The sequence below is a fragment of the Pseudomonas sp. 910_21 genome, assembly GCF_052850735.1.
This window is the reverse complement of the sequence record NZ_VXCY01000007.1, coordinates 219,437-240,303: the sequence shown is the minus strand read 5'-3', so window position 1 is coordinate 240,303 and position 20,867 is coordinate 219,437. Positions and strand designations below refer to the sequence as shown.

The following is a 20,867-nucleotide window of genomic DNA, read 5'->3' as shown; positions in this document are numbered from 1 at the left end:
AACGCTTCATGAGCAGGCCAAGTTTTTTGCGCACCCTCCCATCGTCCGGGATGCGGTACGCCCCCGGAATGCAGTATTGTTGTGCCCATCCAAAAAAACGTCAGAAGCCTTGAGCCGTTGCGACGGTTGTTAAGCGATAGAGGGTGTCATGGGTAACGAAAGCATCAATTGGGACAAGCTGGGTTTTGACTACATCAAGACAGACAAGCGCTATCTGTCGCACTGGCGTAACGGCGAGTGGGACGCAGGCACCCTGACTGAAGACAACGTGCTGCACATCAGCGAGGGCTCCACTGCCCTGCACTATGGCCAGCAATGCTTCGAAGGCCTGAAGGCCTACCGCTGCAAGGACGGCTCGATCAACCTGTTCCGTCCCGACCAGAACGCCGCGCGCATGCAACGCAGCTGCGCCCGCCTGCTGATGCCACAGGTGTCCACCGAGCAGTTCATCGAGGCCTGCAAGGAAGTGGTCCGTGCCAACGAGCGCTTCATTCCGCCATACGGCACCGGCGGCGCGCTGTACTTGCGTCCGTTCGTGATCGGCGTGGGTGACAACATCGGCGTGCGCACCGCTCCCGAGTTCATCTTCTCGATCTTCTGCATCCCGGTCGGTGCCTACTTCAAGGGCGGCCTGACTCCGCACAATTTCCTGATCTCCAGCTACGACCGCGCCGCGCCACAAGGCACCGGCGCCGCCAAGGTCGGCGGCAACTACGCCGCCAGCCTGATGCCCGGCTCCCAGGCCAAGAAGGCCAGCTTCGCCGACTGCATCTACCTGGACCCGCTGACCCACAGCAAGATCGAAGAAGTGGGCTCGGCCAACTTCTTCGGCATCACTCACGACGACAAATTCGTCACCCCGAACTCGCCGTCGGTACTGCCGGGGATCACCCGCCTGTCGCTGATCGAGCTGGCCAAGACCCGTCTGGGCCTGGAAGTGGTGGAAGGCGACGTGTTCATCGACAAGCTGGCGGACTTCAAGGAAGCCGGCGCCTGCGGTACCGCGGCCGTGATCACCCCGATCGGCGGCATCCAGTACCAGGACAAGCTGCACGTGTTCTACAGTGAAAAGGACGTCGGCCCTGTCACCCAGAAGCTCTATAAAGAGCTGACCGGCGTGCAGACCGGCGACGTGGAAGCGCCAGCGGGCTGGATCGTCAAGGTCTGATTCGCCCCGGCTGCAACCCAGCCCGCCCCTGCTTGCCAGGGGCGGGTTTTTTCATGCCGGCGATTTGCTTCGTCGACTTATTCCCTCCTCCGTTGAGACTTTTCTTGCCGAGGCCGAGCAGCGATCTATATGATAAGCGTTATCATTTGCAACCTCTCTGCCACGGTAATGTCTCGCCATGTCTTTACCCGTTCAAGCCAGTGCCTGCGATCTGACCCAGCTGTATAGCCAGCAGCACCAGTGGCTGAAAAACTGGCTGCGCCTGCGCCTGAACTGCTCCCACAGCGCCGCCGACCTGGCCCAGGACACCTTCCTGCGCCTGCTGGCAAAACCCGAGCCGGTACAGATCCAGGCACCGCGCAGCTTCCTGGCCAAGGTGGCGCAGAGCGTATTGAGCAATCACTACCGGCGTCAGAAGCTGGAGCGGGCCTACCTGGAAGCCTTGCAGCACGTCCCCGCGCACGTGGTGCCGGATCTGGAAACCCAGGCCATCCTCCTGGAAACCCTGATGCAGCTGGACGCGGTGCTCGAACGCCTGGAGCGGCCGGTGCGCCAGGCGTTTCTCTGGTGGCAACTGGATGGCCTGGGCCATGAGCAGATCGCCGAACGGCTGCAAGTCTCGGTCACCACGGTCAAGCGCTACATCGTCAAGGCCGGTGCCCAGTGCATCCTCCTCGACGACCGCCAGGACCTTTCATGAACTCGTCTCAGAACAGCATCGGCGGCACCACTGGAAACAGCCATGCCCTGAGCATCGACCTGGAGATGGCCGAACAGGCCATGCAATGGCAGCTCGACCTGCAAGAGCCTGACGTCAGCCCCGCTACCCTGGCCGCCTGGCAACGCTGGCGCCAGGCCCATCCGCTGCATGAAAAGGCCTGGCAACGGGCCGAGGCCCTGACCCAGCGCCTGCAACAGGTACGCAGCCAGGGCCACAGCGAACTGGCCCGCGCCACCCTGGCACCGAACCTTGCACGCCGCCGCGCCCTCAAGCACCTGGGCCTGCTGCTGGTGGCCGGCGCCGGCGCCTGGGCCGCACGAGACACCGCTCTGGTGCAGGACTGGAGCGCCGACTACAGCACTCGGGTCGGGCAACAGCGTCGTTTCACCCTGGCGGACCAGACCCAGGTGCAACTCAATACCGACTCCGCGATTGCCGTGCGCTTCGACCAGCAGCAACGACGCCTGACCCTGCTGCGCGGTGAAATGCTCCTGACCCTGGCTCGGCAATCCTCGCTCCAGCCGTTGCAGGTGGAAACCGCCGAGGGCTGGATCGAGGCCACGGCAGCTCGCTTCAGCGTGCGCCAGCAGGCCGGCCGTACCGAGCTGGCGGTCTACCAAGGCAGCCTGACCCTGCGCCCCCGTGATGGCGGGCAGCAGACGCTGTCCCTGACGGCCGGCGAACAGGCGCGTTTCAACCGCCACGGCCTGCTGCTGCGCCAGGCGCAAAACGCCCTGCAACCGGCCTGGAGCCAAGGCATGCTGGTGGCCCAGGGCCAACCCCTGGGGGAATTTCTCGAAGAGCTGGGACGCTATCGCCACGGTCATCTGGCCTGCGATCCGCGTCTGGCGCACCTGCCGGTATCCGGCACCTTTCCCCTGGCCGATACCGACCGCGTGCTGGCCGCCGTGGCCGACACCCTGCACCTGGAAGTGCGCCAGTTCACCCGCTATTGGGTGACCCTCAAACCCCGCGCCACGCTGGGATAAAAAATATCTCATGCAGGTGGTCTGTTTTTCGCGCTCGCGAGACTTAACCCCCAGAACATTCATTTGTATGGGGAGCAACACATGTCATTCGCCGTAAAGCTGCGCCGCCACAAAGCCTTTTCACTCAAGCAGAACCTGGCGGGCGCCATCGCCCAGGGCCTGGTCTGCCTGACCGGCGGCACTGGCGCTGCACTGCTGCCGGCCTGGGCCCAGGCGGCGCAACAGACCCAGGTGGAGTTCGACATCGCCCCGGGCAACCTGGCCGGCGCCCTCGCCCGCTTCGGCCAGACCGCGCACATCCTCCTGTCCTACCCGGCGAGCCTGACCGAGGGCCGCAGCAGCCCCGGCCTCAAGGGCCGGCATGATGTCGACAGCGGCCTGACACTGCTGCTCGGCGGCACCGGCCTGCAAGCGGTGCGCGGCGCCAATGGCAACTATTCCCTGGAAGCCCGCAGCAGCGGCACCAGCCTGGAGTTGAGCCCGGTCTCGATCTCCGGCAAGGCCCCCGGTTCCACCACCGAGGGCACCGGCGAATACACCACCTACTCCTCCAGCAGCTCGACCCGGCTCAACCTGACGCCTCGGGAAACCCCGCAGTCCATCACGGTGATGACCCGCCAGCGCATCGACGACCAGAACCTCAGTACCTTGACTGACACCCTGGAAGCCACCCCGGGGATCATCGTCACCCGCGACGGCCTGGGGGCGGAAACCGACAGCTACTGGTCCCGGGGCTTCGCCATCCAGAACTACGAGATCGACGGCGTCCCCACCAACACCCGCCTGGACAACTACTCCCAGAGCATGGCCATGTACGACCGGGTGGAAGTGGTGCGTGGCGCCACGGGCCTGATCAGTGGCATGGGCAACCCGGCCGCCACCATCAACCTGATCCGCAAGCGCCCCACCAGCGAAGCCCAGGCCAGCATCACCGGCCAGGCCGGAACCTGGGACCGCTACGGCGGTGGAGTCGACGTTTCCGGCCCGCTCACCGACAGCGGCAATGTCCGCGGGCGCCTGGTGGCCGACTACAAGACCGAAAGCGCCTGGGTCGACCGCTTCAAGCAGCAGACCCAGCTGATGTACGGCATCACCGAGTTCGACCTCAGCGAAGACACCCTGCTGACCCTGGGTTTCAGTTACCAACGCACCGACGTCGATTCACCGCTGCGTACCGGCCTGCCCACACGCTTCAGCAGTGGCGAGCGCACTCACTTCAAGCGCTCCACCAACACCGCGCCGGACTGGTCCTACAACGATCACCAACAGACCAGCTACTTCGCCTCCATCGAGCAACAACTGGGCAACGGCTGGAGCGGCAAGATCGAGTACACCCACGCCGAAAACCAGTTCGACGAGGTGTTCAACTTCGCCATGGGCCAGGTGCACAAGGACGGCAGCGGCACCACTCAGTTGCCAGTACGCTTCTCCGGCACACCGCGCCAGGACAACCTCGACCTGTACCTCACCGGCCCCTTCAACCTGTTGGGCCGCGAGCACGAACTGATCGGCGGCATGACCCTGTCCCAGTACAAGGAACGCACCCCCGGCTGGGGCAGCTGGCGCTACGACTACGCCGCGTCCCCGGCCGGGGTCATCGACGACCTGGACGGCTGGGACGGCCATTCGCCGAAACCGGACTTCAACGTCAGCGGCAAATCGTCGATCGATGAAAACCAGTACGCGGCCTACCTGACCTCGCGCCTGAGCCTGACCGACGATCTGTCCCTGATCCTCGGCAGCCGGGTCATCAACTGGAAACGCGACACCCACGAGCGCCCCTACGGCGGTGCCGAAAGCGAGGTCAATCGCGCTGAAAACGGCGTGTTCATTCCCTACGCCGGGGTGGTCTACGACCTGGACGAGATCTGGTCGGTGTATGCCAGCTACACCAGCATCTTCAACCCCCAGGCCTCCTGGGTGCGCAGCGAAGACAACAAGCCCCTGGACCCGATGGAGGGCAAGGGCTACGAAGTCGGGATCAAGGGCAGCCACTTCGACGGCCGCCTGAATTCCAGCCTGGCCCTGTACAAGCTGCAGCAGGACAACCTGGCAATCTGGAAGCACGACAACGTCTACAGCGCCGAACAGGACACCACGTCCAAGGGCGTGGAACTGGAGTTCAACGGCGAACTGGCCGAAGGCTGGCAGGCGTCCGCCGGCTACACCTACTCGGTCACCACCAACGCCGACAACCAGCGGATCAACACCGGCCTGCCGCGCAACAGCTTCAAGACCTTCAGCAGCTACCGCCTGCACGGCCCGCTGGACAAGCTGACCGTCGGTGGCGGGATCAACTGGCAGAGCAAGGTCGGCAACGACCTGCACACCTTCACCCAGGGCAGTTACGCGGTGACCAACCTGATGGCCCGCTACGACATCAGCCGCAACCTCAGCGCCTCGCTCAATCTGAACAACCTGTTCGACCGCGAGTACTACAGCAACGCCGGCCTGTACGGTAACTACGGCGCACCGCGCAACCTGATGACCAGTTTCAAGTACAGCTTCTGAGGGGGGCCCGGCCCCAGGCACGTTGAGTGGTCATACTGCAGTCCCGCCTTCGCCCCGGCGAAGGCGGGACTGCCAGGCTAGAGCCGGCTATCCAGCAGCTCCAGCACCTGTTGCCAGCCATTGACGACCAGAAGCGCCGTCTGCGCAGCCATGAAGGTATAGAGACAACTGACCACCAGCACCGAGAGCTCGAACCAGACGAACATCGGCCAGTTGCTGGCACGCAAGGGCCGCCCGCACATCAGCTCTTGCACCTTGTTGCGTGGAAGGTGATAGACGATCTGGAAAATCTTCGTCTCGCGAAAGTTGCTGACCACGCTGTACACCAGGGCCACCACGGTCACCCCGGCCATCCACCAGAACATCATGAACTGCACGGTATTGTGCTGACCCTGGTTGAGGCTGAGGCTCTGCTGAAAAAAATGCAGACCAATCCCCGAAACCAGTGGCAGCACGATGCCGAAGTAGATCAGCAGCCCCAGGCAGGCCATGGCGATGCCACTGCTGAAGACACAGGCGCGGATCACCCGGGCGAGAAAGCCTGGAGAAAACTTCGAGTAAGCCCGCTGCGTTTCAATCACCAGCAAGGGTGATCAGCATAGTCAGTACCCCGACCGCAATATCCACCCCCTTGAAGCCCGTCCTGGGCAACAGTAACGCCGCCAGGAACGTCATCCCGCGACTCCCTAATCGCCATAGCATCTTGGCGTCGTCAGTCACCCCCTTCGACCAGAACTCCTCGGTAATCCCCTTGCCGTCATCCATGCCTTCATCCATTGAGCATCTGCCTCGTGGTGCAAAGCCGTGCATTGTCATCTAGCGCAACGGTCACTGCCCAGTGCCCGGGCTGCGAGCCTCGCCAATGCGCTTGCCACGCCGCGCCGCCACCGGGCTGGCCTGGCCATCGCGCTGCTTGCCATGGCGAGCCTCGCTGATCAGCGCCGGAATCAGCGGCCCTTCCGGCAGGTGTTTCCAGAAGCGGGCCGGCAGGTGCCCCTGCATGACCTTGGGATTGAGTCGCGCCGGGTTGAAGATGTGACTGTAGTAGGCCAGCCACAGGTCGCCTCCGGGGTCTTCGACAGGCTGTGCCAGTTGCTGCCAGGCAATGGGGCACTGACGTTGATAGAGCAGGTCCCGGCCATCGAAATACACCCCGTCCCGGGGCGTGGCGATCATCCAGCGGTGGCGCCCCATGCGCCCGATAAAGTGCTGGCTGGCGCTGGCCAGGATGTCGTGGGCCGGCTCGTGCCAGGCGACGAACTCCGGCTGTTGCGCCAGGCTCGAACGCCCTTCGGCCAGGCGCACGAATCGTACGAAGGCATGCAGGTGATGAGCCTCGCGGTCCACCTGCTTGATCCGCCGCTGCAACTCGCTGCCCAGTTGATCGCCGCTGAGCATGGCGGTGCGGTCGCCGTGGCTGACCCGCCACAGCACCTCGTACAACAGGTTCCAGCGCTGCTCGCCGCGATAGGCCGCCGCCCGCTCCAGCTGTTGCAGCAGCGCCAGGGGAATCCGCGCCTGGAACGGCCCGGCTTCCAGAGGCAGCTCCTCATCACTGGCAAACAGATCGGTTACCCGGGGGCCGGACCAGTTGACCCGGCTCGGATCGACGGAATGACTGAGCAGCCAGCGAGCCTGCTGGCGCCAGGTGTCGAACCAGTCGTCGCAGTCCAGGCTGATCATCCCCAGAGCCCCATCTGCTGCGGTTGGGGACGGTCCCGCAGTTGCTGGTAGAGCAAGGCGCTGCTGCTTTCGGCCTGCTGGGGGTGGTAGTCGCTGGTGATGAAGAACGGCTTGGCCTTGCTCAGCACACAGCGCATGCGCGCCAGGTCCTCATAGCGGATGCGGCGCTCGCGACGCAGCTCCACCAAGCGCTGGGTGGTACGCAGGCCGATCCCCGGAATGCGCGCGATCAAGGTGGGCTCGGCGCGGTTCAGGTCCAGGGGAAACACGCTGCGGTTAGCCAGGGCCCAGGCCAGCTTGGGGTCGATGTCCAGGGCCAGGTGCCCGGGGCCCTGAAACAGTTCATTGGCACTGAAGCCATAGCCCCGCAGCAGGAAGTCCGCCTGGTACAGACGGTGCTCGCGCATCAGCGGCGGCGCGGCCAGGGGTACGCTTTTCGGGCTGTTGGGAATGGGACTGAACGCCGAGTAATAGACCCGCCGCAGGCGAAAGTCGCCATACAGGGCCTCGGCACTATGGAGGATGGTGCTGTCATCGGTGTCGTCGGCGCCGATGATCATCTGCGTGCTCTGCCCCGCCGGGGCGAAGCGCGGGGCCCGAGGCTCGTTGCGCACCGTCTGCTCGCCGGTATAGATGGTGCCCATGGCCCGTTTGATCGAGCCCAGCTGTTTTTCCGGGGCCAGGGTCTTCAGACCCTCATCCGTAGGCAGTTCGACATTGACGCTGAGACGATCGGCATAACGCCCGGCGGCCTCGATCAGCAGCGGGTCGGCGTCGGGAATGGTCTTGAGGTGGATGTAGCCGCGGAACTCGTGCTCTTCACGCAATAGCCTCGCCACCTGCACCAACTGCTCCATGGTGTAGTCCGCCGAGCGGATGATCCCGGAGCTGAGGAACAGCCCGCTGACACAATTGCGCCGATAGAAATCCAGGGTCAGGCGCACCACTTCCTCGGGGCTGAAGCGCGCCCGGGGCACATCGCTGGAACGGCGATTGACGCAGTACTGGCAGTCGTAGAGGCAGAAGTTGGTCAACAGCACCTTGAGCAGCGAAACGCAGCGTCCGTCCGGGGTATAGCTGTGGCAGATGCCCATGCCGTTGCTCGAGCCCAATCCGCCCTTGCCTTCCGAGCTGCGCTTGGGCGCGCCGCTGCTGGCGCAGGAAGCGTCGTACTTGGCGGCGTCGGCGAGGATGCTCAGCTTGTCGATCAATTGCATGGCGAGGCTCGAATACTGTTTTTATATACAGTACAGAGTAAAAGCCCGGGACCACAAGAGAGTGGCCGGAGGCAAAATGAAAAAAACCTCTCGCCACCCCATCGGCAGCCTGGAGCTATTGGTGAAAATCCTTAAGATACGCACGCGCCCATGACCTCTGGAAAGGACTCTGCCCCATGCCTCGTCTCTACCGTTTCTGCCTGTTCGGCATGGCCCTGCTGTCGAGCCTTGCCGCCAATGCCGCGCCCACCGACCAGGAACTGATCGACGCCCTGTACGCCAAAGTCCAGGCCCGGCAGGACTGGCAAGCCCAGGCCAGGCAATGCCCCAGCGACAACATGCCGGCCAGGACCGCGACACGGGCCACGCAGGCCAACCGCTGCGAAACCCCGGAGCAGCTGGGGGCCTGCCTGCAGCGCTGCGAAACCGGCGACGGCAACGATTGCTACTGGCTGGCAACCACCCTGCAACAGGCCAAAGGGCCCGCCGCAGGCTATGAACCGCTGTACCAGCGCGCTTGCAGCCTGGGCCTGGTCTCCGGCTGCACCAACCGCGCCGCCGGTATGCTCACCGCCGACGCCGACAACCAGGCCTCCCGGCACTGTGCGGTGCAGACCTTCAACAAGGCCTGTGAACTGAATGATCCCTGGGCCTGCACCATGTACGGCTTCCACCTGAGCCGGGGCATAGGCGTAGCGCCCGACGCCGATCTGGCGCTGAAGGTGCTGGATAAATCCTGCAAGTACGGCCCCGCCGACCCGGCCTGCAGCGGGGCTCGACAGTTGCAGGAAGAGATCCGCGAGGCCATTCGGGCGGCGCGGCCCTGACCGCGATCGGGGGATGCTTGCGCCGGCCAGCCAGCTCCTGCGGGAGACGTGCCGGCGAACGATCCCTTAGAAATACTTCAGCCAGGCCAGGTCCCGGCGCCGAGCCTTGAGTCGGGCGAAGGCCCGCACCGGTGGGTACAGTGCCACGGCCAAGAGCAGCGTGATCAGCCACAGCCACCCCAGCGAATCGAAGCCAAAATAGGCCCCGTGGTTACGTCCCAGCAGCGCCACTGCCAGCAGATACAGGCCCTTGAGCACATACAAGTGCAACAGGTAGAAGAACATCGGCGCTGCGCCAAACACCCCGAGCACCCGGATCAAACGGCTGTCCTGAGGCCGCTCCAGGGCCCGCAGCACAAGCAGCCCGGCGCCCAGGGTCAGGGCAATGAACAGCAGCGACGGCGGGTATTTGGTGATGTTGAAAAAGCTCATCAGGGTTTGCACCCAGGTATCGCCACTGACCCAGGGCCGCTCGCCATAACCGTTGAACAGCCGCAGCCCGATGAACCCCACCAGCGCCGCCAGCCCCCACAGCAACAGACGCCGCTGCCGCTGAGCAGCCTCGGCTTCGCGGGCGAACCAGGGGCCCAGGGCATAACCCAGGCCGATCACGCCGATCCATGGCAGCAGTGGATAGGAGGTCCGCAGGCGCAGCCCCTCGCCCCATTCGATCCAGCCGCGATCATGGAGGATCGCCCAAGGCACGTGCAGCGCCTCGCCCGGGGCGAAGTGCAGCCCATCCAGCAGGTTGTGCCCGCCAATCAGCAGCAGGCTCAGGCCCAACAACAGCGCCCGGGGCAGCCACAACAATGCCGACAGCGCCAGCATGCTCAGGCCGATGACCCAGATCACCTGCAGGTAGATCAGCGTCGGCGGAATCTGCCCGGTCCAGGCGAAGTTCACCAGGGTCAGTTCCAGCACCACCAGGAACAACCCACGCTTGAACAGGAAGGCGCTGGCATCTGCCCGATGAGCGTGCTTCTGGGCAAACAGATAAGCCGAGAGCCCGGTGAGCAGGACAAACACCGGAGCGCACAGGTGTGCCAGGGTGCGGCTGACAAATAACCCGGGCTCGGTAGTGGCCACGTCCATGGGATCGCTCACCTGCCGGTGCAGGAAGAAGGTTTCCCGAACATGGTCCAGAAGCATGAACAGCATCACCAGGCCACGCAGGGCATCGATGCTCAGCAGCCGGGTGCCGAGGCTCGCGGGAGGGTTGGATAAAGAGCTCATAAGGAGGGATCGCAGTGTCAGGTTCGAAGGGTCGGTACCGGTCTCGCGACCGGCAAATTTACCGTTACTTTATAACATCTGCCTACCTATCCGAAACTCCTCAGCTGTGGCCGCGGCCCCAGGCAACCATCGGCCTGTAGCGCCGCGCCCCGGCCGGTGCATGGGCCGCGACGCTGCTCGGAACTACTGATGCTGGACCTGCACCATGGAGCTGACCTGGACCCGGGCCTGCATCTGTTCGGCCCCTCCCCCGCGACGCATGCCACGCACCGGGCAGGCATCCAGGTAGTCCAGGCCCACCGCCAGTTTCAGGTGGCGTTCGGGTCGCGCCAGGCGGTTGGTCACATCGAAGCTGTACCAGCCGTCGTCGAGCCAGGCTTCGGCCCAGGCATGGCTGGCCAGGTGACTTTGGTCTTCGGTGCACAGGTAGCCGGAGACGTAGCGTGCAGGAATCCCCAGGCTGCGGGCGCAAGCCAAGAAAGCATGGGTATGGTCCTGACAGACCCCGGCCGCGCCGGCAAAGGCCTCGGCTGCGGTACTGCCGACCCCGGTGGCGCCCGGGCTATAGGGCATGTGCTCGGCCAGGGCCTGCATCAGCTCGATCAGCGCGGCGCGATCACGGCGCTCGCCGCAATGGCGCCGGGCAAAGTCGCAGAGGGCCAAGTCCGCCTTGCTCAGGTGGCTGCAACGCAGGAACGGCAACGGCGACTGGCTGTCGCCCTCCACTTCCCGCGAGCCATCGATCTGCACTTCACCAAAGGCCGTGAGGACAATGGCGCCGTGGGGCTCGTCGAGGGTCATGACATGCAGGATGTTGCCATAGGGATCGCGCTGGGCGCGCACCTGCCGTGGCAGCTCCAGGTGCCATTGGAGGATCTGCTGGCGCTGGCTGTTCTGGGGCGTCAACCGCAGGAACTGGATGCTGGTGCAGACTTCATCGGCGTAGCTGTAGGTCGTGTCGTGACGAATGGACAGTTTCATACCACCTCCAGATAGGACTCATGCACGGTCTGCCCCAGGTGGCGGATCTGGCCGATGCAATCGGTCAGCCACTGGTGCAGGCCGGAATCGAGAATCTCGTTGATCCCGGTGTAGCGCAGGCGCGCGTTCAGTTCGGCGGCCAGGCGCTGGGCCGGGCGTCCGTTGTCCCCCGGCAAGGTGGCCAGGAGCTGGTCCAGCTCCTCGACACAGGCATGCAGGGAGCGCGGCACATCGGCGCGCAGCAGCAGCATCTCGGACACCTGCTCGGCCCCCGGGGCGTTGCGGTAGATCTCGTTGAACGCCTCGAAGGACGACAAGGCTCGGAGCAAGGCGCTCCACTGGTAATAGCCCCGGGCCGAGTTGTCGCTGACTTCCTCGGACTCCTCGCCGAACATTTCATAGCGCGCGTCCAGCAGGCGCAGGGTGTTGTCGGCGCGCTCGAGAAAGGTCCCCAGGCGGATAAAGCGATAGGCATCGTTGCGCATGATGGTGCCGGCGGTGGCGCCGCGGAACAGGTGCGAACGCTCCTTGACCCACTCGCAGAACTGGCTGATGCCGTAGCGCCCCAGGCCGTTGCGGGCGATGTTGCGCATCTCCAGCCAAGTGGCGTTGATGTTCTCCCACATGTCCGCGGTGATCCGCCCGCGCACCGCGTGGGCATTGCTGCGGGCCGCCCGCAGGCAGCAGTAGATGCTCCCCGGGTTGGTCTCGTCGAGGGCGAAGAAATGCAGCATGCGCTCGGTGTTGAGCTCACCGTAGCGCTGGTTGTAGTCATCCAGGGTGCCGGCCGCCAGCAACGACATGGCCAGTTCGGCATGGCCGTCACTGCGCCCGGCCTGGGGCATCAGCGACAGCGAATAACTGACCTCGAGCATGCGTGCCAGGTTCTCGGCGCGCTCCAGGTAGCGGGACATCCAGTACAGGTCCGCAGCGGTTCTTGAAAGCATGTGTCAGTCCTCCACTACCCAGGTGTCTTTGGTGCCGCCGCCCTGGGACGAGTTCACCACCAGCGAGCCTTCGCGCAGGGCCACGCGGGTCAGGCCGCCAGGCACCAGGCGGGTTTCACTGCCTGAGAGTACGAATGGGCGCAGGTCGATGTGCCGCGGGGCAATGCCGCTTTCGACAAAGGTCGGGCACGTGGACAGCGACAGGGTCGGCTGGGCGATGTAGGCCTCGGGGCGGGCCTTGAGCCGGGCGCGGAAATCCTCGATCTCCGCCGCCGTGGCCGCCGGGCCCACGAGCATGCCGTAGCCGCCGGAGCCCTGGGTTTCCTTGACCACCAGCTCTGGCAGGTTGGCCAGCACATGGGACAGTTCGGCAGGTTTGCGGCACTGCCAGGTGGGCACGTTCTTGAGGATCGGCTCTTCGCTGAGGTAGAAGCGGATCATTTCGTCCACATAGGGATAGATCGACTTGTCGTCCGCGACCCCGGTGCCCACGGCGTTGGCCAACACCACATTGCCCGAGCGATAGGCGGCGATCAGCCCGGGCACCCCGAGCATGGAGTCCGGATTGAACGACAGCGGGTCGAGGTAGGCATCGTCCAGCCGACGGTAGATCACGTCCACCGCCTGGGCGCCGGCCGTGGTGCGCATGAACACCCGATCGTCACGGACGAACAGGTCGGCGCCCTCCACCAGTTCCACGCCCATTTCCCGGGCGAGGAAGGCGTGCTCGAAATAGGCGCTGTTGAAGCGCCCCGGGGTCAGCACCACCACCGTCGGGTTGTCCAGGGGGCTGGAGCTCTTCAGGGTGTCCAGCAACAGGTTGGGATAATGGTCGATGGGGGCAATGCGCTGAGCGGCAAACAGCTCGGGAAACAGGCGCATCATCATCTTGCGGTCTTCGAGCATGTAGCTCACGCCACTGGGGGTGCGCAGGTTGTCTTCCAGTACGTAATAGCTGCCATCGCCGTCGCGCACCAGGTCCACCCCGGCGATATGGGCGTAGGTGCCCCGGTGCAGGTCCAGGCCCTGCATGGCCACCTGATAGCCTTCGTTGGCCAGCACCTGCTCGGCGGGAATGATGCCTTCCTTGATGATCCGCTGGCCGTGATAGATATCCGCCAGGAACAGGTTCAGCGCCTGAACCCGCTGCACGCAACCGCGCTCCACCGTGCGCCACTCGCTGGCCTTGATGCTGCGGGGAATGATGTCGAAGGGAATCAGGCGTTCAGTGCCCTGTTCGTCGCCGTACAGGGTGAAGGTGATCCCGGCGCGATGGAACAGCAGGTCGGCCTCGCGCCGCCGCTGGTCCAACAGCTCAATGGGGGTGTCCGCCAGCCAACGGGCGAACGCTTGGTAATGGGGTCGACAGGTGCCGCTGGCAGCGTACATTTCATCGAAAAAAGCGCGGGACATAGCCAACTCCTTGCCGTGATGCGAACGGCTTTTTATTTGAACCCTGTGTGTGCGTGACCCGGCTTTGACCTTGAAGGGATGATCGTTCCCCTGTGTGCGAGCACCTCCTGGGCTCATGATCGGACGGCCCCTGCCGCCCGTCTCACAGAGTGGTAGCAAACGCTATGCCGCAAATGCCCAAACAACCGTCACGGCGGCATACGGTCTGAAAAACCAGCAAAAAGCGACAAATACATTCAAAAAAGAGACGCACCTCCCCAACAGGAACCTGTCTTGGGGACGCCCATGGGGACTCAGCTTGAATCACGGCCAACCGACACGGGCTGAATCGGTGCATAAAGCCCCGGAGAGGATTTTTTTGCCCCGTTATCGGGAGTTTTCCGGGCAGTACGGCGTGCACTGGCCGGCAGCGGCCCCTGAGCACTGACCGCCCACGCACCATCGAGGTTCAAGGCATTGACTGGCCGCGACAGGGATTGGCCGGTTTGCCGTCAGTTGCGCACCGGCAACCGAGCCAGGATCAACGCCACCGCCTGCTCCGGCGACAGGCTCGCACTGTCCAGGCGCAAGGGCGCCGACGTCCAGACCTCGTAGTCGTGATCAAGCACCGACTGCCAACTGGGCGCTTGCAGGCCCGGCACATCCAATTGCCGGGTCTCGACCCGCCGTCGATGTTCGCGGGGGTCGCAACAGATCACCTCGACATCCAGCAGCGGCACATCCAGTCGCTGCGCCAGATCGCTCCAGGCCTGACGGCTTTCGGCCACGGGATTGACGCAATCGGCCAGCACCGGGTTGCCCAGGGCCAGATTGGCCTCGGCCAGTTGCAGGGCGATCTGGTAGCCGGCCTTGCCGACCTCTGGCAGGCCGGCATCGCGCAAGCCCTGCTCGATGCTGTCGATGCGCAGGTAGGTGGCTCCCAGGTGGGGAGCCAGGGTGCGAGCGATGGTGGTTTTGCCGGAACCCGGCAATCCGCTGAATACGATGAGCATGCATGGCCCTGGCTGGAACGGTGGAGCGCCAGCTTCAACGCAATGACCGTCGGCGTCCAGTGCAGCACAGCCCGGCACAGCAGAACGGGGTCAGGGAAACGCTGCAGACTGCTCGGCCGGGACGCTTCGCGGCCAGGACAACAGTTCGCTTTCCGACATCGGCCGGGCGTACCAATAGCCCTGGGCCATGACGCAGCCCATCTCCAGCAACAGACGTCGTTCGAGCTGGGTTTCCACCCCCTCCACCACCAGGCACATTTCCAGGTTGCTGGCTAATGCCAGAGAGGCACCGACCACCGCGCGACAGCGCGGCTGACGCACCAGCTCACGAACGAAATGAGCATCGAGCTTGATCTGGTTGAACGGCAATTCGCACAGGCGCTGCAAGGAGGAGTAGCCGGCGCCGAAGTCGTCGATGGCCAGGTTGCACTCCATCATCCGCAGGCGCACCAGATTTTCCAGGCTGATGGCCGGGGCCTGTACCAGGCCCACCTCGGTGATTTCGAAGGTCAGTAACCGCGGCGGCACCTGATGCCGGTCGATGGCCTGACGGATATGCCTGACGATGTCACCGCAAGCCAGCTGCCGGGGCAGCAGGTTGAACGCCAGCTCCAGTTCTTCTCCCTGGTCCAGCAGTCGGCGCTGCAGGGCCATGCTCTGGTCAAGCTGCTGGTGCAGCACCTCGTCCAACAGGCCCGCGGCCTCCAGCTCATCGAGAAAGGCTGCCGGGGCCAGCACCCCGTGTTCGGGATGACGCCAGCGCATCAGCACTTCGGCGCCACGGCAACTGGCGTGTTGCAGATCGAACTTGGGCTGGTAGTAGGAAACGAACTGGCCCTGTTCGACGCCCCGCTGCAGGTCTTCCCGGCTCACTGGAACAAAGTGCCGGGGCGCTGCCGGAACCTGTTGCTGATGGCGCAGTTGATAGAGTTCAAGCATCGCTTGCAGGGTCGCCAGTTCCGCCGGCTTGCCCACATCCCCCAGGACGATCAGCCCGTGCAAGCTGATCATCTGCAGCACCGCACGACGCAGGTCGGATTCAATCAGGCTGTAGAGAATCACCGCCCGCACCAGTTGCTCCCCACTGGCGCGCCGCAAGAATTCCAGGCCGTCCATGCCGGGCATCTGCAAGTCACAGAGAACGATGTCCGCCGCACCGCGTTCACGCAGCAGGTGCAGGGCACTGGCCCCGTCGGACGCCGCCAACGGCTGAGCTACACCCAGGCGCCGCAACTGCTCCAGAGCCAGCAGTTGCTGCACAGGATGGTCTTCAAGAACCAATATCTTCAGGGTATTCACGCGCGGCTCCAGGGTGAGCGGCGACTGCCGAGGGGGACCCGATAACGGATCAGCTGGCCCTTCTGGGGCACCAACCGACAGGAGCATTGAGAGAGTGCAGATAGACACAAGCGTATCGCTAACCGCAAGCGGGTCAAGGTGCCGACAATACCTTCGGTCTGCCAGCCTCGGTGGACTTGCCCGAGCCCGCGCGACTCAGGAAAATAAGCCCATTTCGCACCCACCCTTGATCTATATTTGTTTTCAGCATTGGCGCCAAGCCCTTGTGCGGCTGGCCACGCCGCCCGACACTTTCCTCCTCGACTCATTCTTGTGCCGTTATTCGATCAGGAGCCTCGATGCCTCGTTTCCTCCTGCCAACGCTGATATGGCTGGCATGCCTTCCTGCCCTGGGCGACACCGCGACTCCCTTGCAGCTGCTCAACTACGAATCACCCCATCACCATGAGTTGTCCCTGGCCAACGATGACTGGCTATGGCTGCGCAACAAGCGCGAGCTGGTGCTGGGCACCTCGCAGCAGAACCTGCCACCGCTGGAGATGGTCAACGAGTCCCGGGAATACGAAGGCATCACCGCGGACTACATCGGTCTGCTGGCCGACTCCCTGGGGGTGAAGGTCGCTGTCCGTGCCTACGACACCCGCGAGCAAGTCTACGAGGCCATGGCCAAGGGCGAGGTCGATTTCATCGGCGGCGTCACCTTGAGCGAGGCCCAGAAACACCCCCTGCTACGCAGCCAGAACTACCTGGTCAATCGCCCGGCTCTGGTGGCCCGCCTGGGGGATTCTCCGTCGCTGAAAAACGGTTTGCAGGGACGCAACCTGGCCATCTCCCTGGACACCATCACGCTGCCCGCCGCCCAGGCCCTGTACCCCAAGGCCCGGATCGAAAGCTACGCCAGTACGGATGCGGCCATGGCCGCCGTGGCCTTCGGTGACGCCGATGTGTTGTTCAGCGACGCGGTCTCGGCGCAGTTCCTGATCTCGCGCAACTACAGTGACTACCTGCGAATCATCTACAGCGGCCCGGCCAGCCTCACGGGTTTCGCCTTCGCGGTGAATCCGCACAACCACCAGTTGCAGCGCTTGCTCGACGCCGCACTGCAAGCGATCCATAAAGAGCAGGACATCAGCATCCGCAATCGTTGGGGCGACCGCCTGCTGCTGAGCATGGAAAAAACCGATCTGACTGCCGATGAGCAACGCTGGATCGAAAAGAACCCCGTGGTGCGCATCGGCATTCACCGCTATCTGCCACCGATGTCCTACTTCGACGCCGACGGCAATTACCTGGGGATTACCTCCGACCTGCTGACCATGCTGGAGGCCAAGACCGGGCTGAGTTTCGAGATCGACGCCCTGCCCAGCTTCACGGACCTCAACGTCGCCGTGCGCGAGGGCCGGGTGCAGATGGTTGCCGATCGGGCCCGCAACCCTGAGCGCGAAGGCTACCTGCAATTCACCCGGCCTTACCTGGTCGGGCCCTACATGCTGATCACCCGCGACACCCCCGATGCACCGAAATCCCTGGAAGAGATGGCTGGCAAGACACTGCTGATCGGCAGCGGCCATTCGCTGGTGCCACTGCTGCGCCAGCGCTATCCACAGATTCGCATCAAGGAAGTGCAGACCAACTTCGAAGCCCTGACCCTGCTGCGCGAGCATCAGGCCGATGGCGCGGTGCAAGCGGAGATCGCCGTTAGCTTCAACCTGCCGCGCATCAAGGAGGACGGGCTCAAGGTCAACTCAGCCCTCAACCTGCCCCTGCTCAACGAGTCCTTCGGCATCCGCCGCGACCAGCTGGAACTGTTCAGCATCATCGACAAGTCCCTGCGCAGCATCGCGCCCGACGCCCTCACCGAGCTGAACAACCGCTGGCGTTCCAAGGCGGCGGTTGTGCCGCCCTCCTGGCGCGACTATCGCACCACCCTCTATATGGCAGGTGCCGGCGCGCTGCTGTTGCTGCTGATCGCCCTGGCCTGGGGCTACGCCATGCGGCGCCAGGTCAGCCAGCGCGAACGTGCCGAACATGCCCTCAACGATCAGATGCGCTTCATGGACGCGCTGATCAACGGCACGCCCAACCCGATCTATGTGCGCGACCTGAACCGCCGCCTGGTGATCTGCAACGACAGCTACCTCAAGGCCATGGGCACCGATCGCCAAAGCATGCTGGGCACCAGCCTCGACCAGCTGGCGGTGCCCGAGGCCCCGCAGTTTGCCGAAGACTTCAAGACCATCCTTGCCGGCGGCCAACCCTTGCTGATCGACCGCGAAGTACACATCCGCGGCCAACGCCTGAACATCTACCACTGGATGCTGCCCTACCGGAATGCCCAGGGTGAGATCCAGGGCATCATCGGTGGCTGGCTCGACATCAGCGATCGCCAACAACTGCTGGAAGAACTGACCCAGGCCAAGAACGATGCCGACAAGGCCAACCGGGCCAAGACCACCTTCCTGGCCACCATGAGCCATGAAATCCGCACCCCCATGAGCGCGGTCATCGGCATGCTGGAGCTGGCCCTCAAGCGCGCGGATCAAGGCCAGCTCGACCGCAGCTCGATCGAGGTGGCCTACGGTTCGGCCCAGGGCCTGTTGGAGTTGATCGGCGACATCCTGGACATCGCCCGGATCGAAAGCGGACGCCTGAGCCTGAGCCCCGAGCGGGCCAACCTGCGGGATCTGGTGGAGTCGGTGTTCCGGGTCTTCGATGGCCTGGCCCGGCAAAAGGGCCTGCGCCTGGAGCTGGACCTGGACAGCAGCGTCAATGGCGACGTGTTGGTGGACCCGCTGCGCTTCAAGCAGATTCTGTCGAATCTGCTCAGCAATGCGATCAAGTTCACCGAACACGGCGGGGTGCAGATCCGCTTGCAGGCCGAGGGTGACGATGCGCAATTGCTGCCCTTGCTGCTGACCGTCAAGGACACCGGGATCGGCATCGAGCCCGACGACCAGCAACGGCTGTTCCAGCCCTTCAGCCAGGTGCCCGGGCAACATCAGAACGCCCGCTCGGGAACCGGGCTGGGCCTGGTGATCTGCCGCACGCTGTGCGAAATGATGGGCGGTCAACTGCGCCTGGAGAGCCAGCCCGGCGTCGGCACCCTGGCGCGGGTGCAGGTGCAGTTGAGTCGTCTCGACCCGCTGCCCGATGCCCCGCCTCCGGTAGCGGAGGAAACCCTGACCGTCGCTGCCCGGGGGCCGCTGCATATCCTGGTGGTGGACGACAGCCAGGCCAATCGCCAACTGCTGTGCGAGCAGTTGCGCTTCCTCGACTATTCATTGAGCCAGGCGCAGAACGGTGCCGAAGCCTACAAGGTCTGGCAGCGGGAAACCTTCGATGTGGTGATCACCGACTGCAACATGCCGGTGCTGAACGGTTACGAACTGACCCGACAGATCCGCGTTGCCGAACAGACCCAGGGCCGGCCGCCAGTGCAGATCTTCGGCTTTACCGCCAACGTCCATCCCGAAGAGGAACAGCGTTGCCGGGACGCCGGCATGAATGGCTGCATCTTCAAACCCATTGCCCTGCCTGAACTGGACCGCCGCCTGCGGCAACTGCCCGCCCTGCCCCGGTTGCAACTCAAGGCCAGCAGTGAGCGCTACGACATCCAGCAACTGGACCACCTCACCGGCGGCAACCCCGAATCCATCCAGCGGGTACTCAAGGGCTTGCACCAGAGTAACCAGCAGGACTTGAAGCAGATCCGCGAACTGCTGGCCAGCCCCGACAATAAAGGCGTGACCGACCTGGCTCACCGTATCCGCGGTGCAGCGCGGATCATCAACGCCCAGGCCCTGATCGATGAATGCGAATACCTGGAGAGGGCCTGCCGCGAAGGCGCGAATGCCGGCCAGATCAAGACCGCATTGACGCGATTGGAGCAGGCCATGGTTGGATTGGATCGCGACTTGCTGGAGTTCCAGGTGCCCGATTGAGCGGCCCTGGCATCACCTCATCGCATGCTCGCCGCAGCACCGAAGCACCAGAACTGCGAAACCGCCGAGGCTCAGGCCCCCAGGCTTTGCAGCTCCAGACTGGCCGATGCCGACAGCGGTTTGGATGGCTGAATCAGGGCGATGCCGAAACGCCTGCTGATGTAGCGCCCGCCGGTGCCGGTCAGGGTCAGGGCGCGGCTGTCCACATCCTGTCTCAGCCATTTGCGCTGCAACAGGACACGCAGCAACGCCGCCCCCAAAGCACCTCCCAGGTGCGGGCAACGCATGCTCCAGTCCAGGCATGGACAGGCCAGGCTGCGGCGCAACCTGCGCAACTCGGCCACGTCGATGCCCAGGCCGCGGAAGAACTCGACACCACTTTCACTGACCCGATAATCCCTGCCCCTTTTGCCTCCTTTGCCCCCTTTGCCTCTTTTTCCCGCCTTGCCCTCTTCCCCCATCAGCAACCAACCGGCCTCGAACATCCGGTCGTGCAACTGCACCCCCAGGGTGCCTGCCAGGTGGTCGTAGCAAGTGCGGGCAAATTGCAGGCGGTCCGGGGTACGCGGGGTGAAGGTGCTGCCCTGGCCGATCACCATCAGCGCCTCCAGAGCCTGGGCCACCAGCGGATCGCCGAGGCAGTAGTAACGGTGCCGTCCCTGGACCTGTACCTGCAACAGGCCGGAGTCCCTGAGCTTGGCCAGATGGGCGCTGGCGGTCGACGTGCTGACTTCGGCAATCGCCGCCAGTTCGGTGCTGGTACGGGCGTGGCCATCCATCAGCGCACAGAGCATCCGGGTGCGGGCCGGCTCGGCGATGGCCGCCGCCACGTTGGATACCCCCAGGTCGTTCTGCACTACATTCATATTTCGCTCCATGACGAATCGTGTCTTCGAAAAGATCAGGATAGTAGCAACCTGAATATCTGCCCGACAAAGAGACGAA

Annotated in this window: 17 protein-coding genes; 6 read left to right on the top strand and 11 right to left on the bottom strand. The window is 64.0% G+C overall.

The genetic code is table 11. The features are described 5' to 3' along the window. Window positions 1-148 precede the first annotated feature (148 nt). The 4 genes from FW796_RS22600 to FW796_RS22585 all read left to right on the top strand — a co-directional run bounded on the left by FW796_RS22600 (window position 149) and on the right by FW796_RS22585 (window position 5,389). A complete protein-coding gene (locus tag FW796_RS22600; protein WP_123725670.1) occupies window positions 149-1,168 on the top strand; it encodes a branched-chain amino acid aminotransferase in 1,020 nt (339 codons plus the stop codon). 178 nt (window positions 1,169-1,346) lie between these two features. Beyond that, entirely contained in the window at window positions 1,347-1,868 is a 522-nt protein-coding gene (locus FW796_RS22595; protein WP_346632577.1) for a sigma-70 family RNA polymerase sigma factor, read from the top strand. Then, window positions 1,865-2,878, top strand: a complete 1,014-nt coding sequence (locus FW796_RS22590; protein ID WP_446440074.1) for a FecR domain-containing protein — start codon at window positions 1,865-1,867, stop codon at window positions 2,876-2,878. Before FW796_RS22595 ends, FW796_RS22590 begins: the two co-directional genes overlap by 4 nt. A gap of 81 nt (window positions 2,879-2,959) precedes the next feature. Beyond that, window positions 2,960-5,389 (top strand): TonB-dependent siderophore receptor, encoded by a 2,430-nt coding sequence (locus FW796_RS22585; RefSeq protein ID WP_346632575.1) that lies wholly within the window; start codon window positions 2,960-2,962, stop codon window positions 5,387-5,389. Between the two features lie 77 nt (window positions 5,390-5,466). Here the strand turns inward: FW796_RS22585 and FW796_RS22580 are convergent, their stop codons facing one another. From FW796_RS22580 to FW796_RS22565, 4 genes are all read right to left on the bottom strand, one after another. Beyond that, entirely contained in the window at window positions 5,467-5,976 is a 510-nt protein-coding gene (locus FW796_RS22580; RefSeq protein WP_446440073.1) for a hypothetical protein, read from the bottom strand. Beyond that, window positions 5,963-6,154: a hypothetical protein gene (locus tag FW796_RS22575; protein WP_446440072.1), complete on the bottom strand. Its 192-nt coding sequence runs from the start codon at window positions 6,152-6,154 to the stop codon at window positions 5,963-5,965. Before FW796_RS22575 ends, FW796_RS22580 begins: the two co-directional genes overlap by 14 nt. Before the next feature lie 63 nt (window positions 6,155-6,217). Continuing rightward, window positions 6,218-7,072: a TIGR03915 family putative DNA repair protein gene (locus tag FW796_RS22570; RefSeq protein ID WP_446440071.1), complete on the bottom strand. Its 855-nt coding sequence runs from the start codon at window positions 7,070-7,072 to the stop codon at window positions 6,218-6,220. Then, window positions 7,069-8,289 carry a putative DNA modification/repair radical SAM protein gene (locus FW796_RS22565; protein WP_402888377.1) on the bottom strand — a complete coding sequence of 407 codons (1,221 nt, stop codon included), beginning with the start codon at window positions 8,287-8,289 and terminating at the stop codon, window positions 7,069-7,071. The genes FW796_RS22570 and FW796_RS22565 overlap by 4 nt, the downstream gene beginning before the upstream one ends. A gap of 176 nt (window positions 8,290-8,465) precedes the next feature. Between FW796_RS22565 and FW796_RS22560 the strand changes: the two genes are divergently transcribed. Continuing rightward, window positions 8,466-9,116 (top strand): sel1 repeat family protein, encoded by a 651-nt coding sequence (locus FW796_RS22560; RefSeq protein ID WP_446440070.1) that lies wholly within the window; start codon window positions 8,466-8,468, stop codon window positions 9,114-9,116. 66 nt (window positions 9,117-9,182) lie between these two features. Here the strand turns inward: FW796_RS22560 and FW796_RS22555 are convergent, their stop codons facing one another. The 6 genes from FW796_RS22555 to FW796_RS22530 all read right to left on the bottom strand — a co-directional run bounded on the left by FW796_RS22555 (window position 9,183) and on the right by FW796_RS22530 (window position 15,981). After that, a complete protein-coding gene (locus FW796_RS22555) occupies window positions 9,183-10,349 on the bottom strand; it encodes a DUF1624 domain-containing protein (protein WP_446440069.1) in 1,167 nt (388 codons plus the stop codon). A gap of 183 nt (window positions 10,350-10,532) precedes the next feature. Next, window positions 10,533-11,330, bottom strand: a complete 798-nt coding sequence (locus tag FW796_RS22550; protein ID WP_446440068.1) for a transglutaminase family protein — start codon at window positions 11,328-11,330, stop codon at window positions 10,533-10,535. After that, the gene (locus FW796_RS22545; RefSeq protein ID WP_346635827.1) at window positions 11,327-12,277 is read right to left on the bottom strand and encodes an alpha-E domain-containing protein; all 951 of its coding nucleotides are present in this window, start codon (window positions 12,275-12,277) and stop codon (window positions 11,327-11,329) included. Before FW796_RS22545 ends, FW796_RS22550 begins: the two co-directional genes overlap by 4 nt. A 3-nt stretch (window positions 12,278-12,280) precedes the next feature. Further along, a complete protein-coding gene (locus FW796_RS22540; protein WP_346635826.1) occupies window positions 12,281-13,690 on the bottom strand; it encodes a circularly permuted type 2 ATP-grasp protein in 1,410 nt (469 codons plus the stop codon). A gap of 491 nt (window positions 13,691-14,181) precedes the next feature. After that, window positions 14,182-14,682, bottom strand: a complete 501-nt coding sequence (locus FW796_RS22535; protein ID WP_346635825.1) for an AAA family ATPase — start codon at window positions 14,680-14,682, stop codon at window positions 14,182-14,184. 90 nt (window positions 14,683-14,772) lie between these two features. Next, the gene (locus FW796_RS22530; protein WP_346635824.1) at window positions 14,773-15,981 is read right to left on the bottom strand and encodes an EAL domain-containing response regulator; all 1,209 of its coding nucleotides are present in this window, start codon (window positions 15,979-15,981) and stop codon (window positions 14,773-14,775) included. 338 nt (window positions 15,982-16,319) lie between these two features. Between FW796_RS22530 and FW796_RS22525 the strand changes: the two genes are divergently transcribed. Continuing rightward, window positions 16,320-19,922 (top strand): transporter substrate-binding domain-containing protein, encoded by a 3,603-nt coding sequence (locus tag FW796_RS22525; protein ID WP_446440067.1) that lies wholly within the window; start codon window positions 16,320-16,322, stop codon window positions 19,920-19,922. Between the two features lie 71 nt (window positions 19,923-19,993). Here the strand turns inward: FW796_RS22525 and FW796_RS22520 are convergent, their stop codons facing one another. Beyond that, complete coding sequence (locus FW796_RS22520) at window positions 19,994-20,788, bottom strand: ArsR/SmtB family transcription factor (protein WP_346635822.1); 795 nt, start codon at window positions 20,786-20,788, stop codon at window positions 19,994-19,996. Window positions 20,789-20,867: the final 79 nt, after the last annotated feature.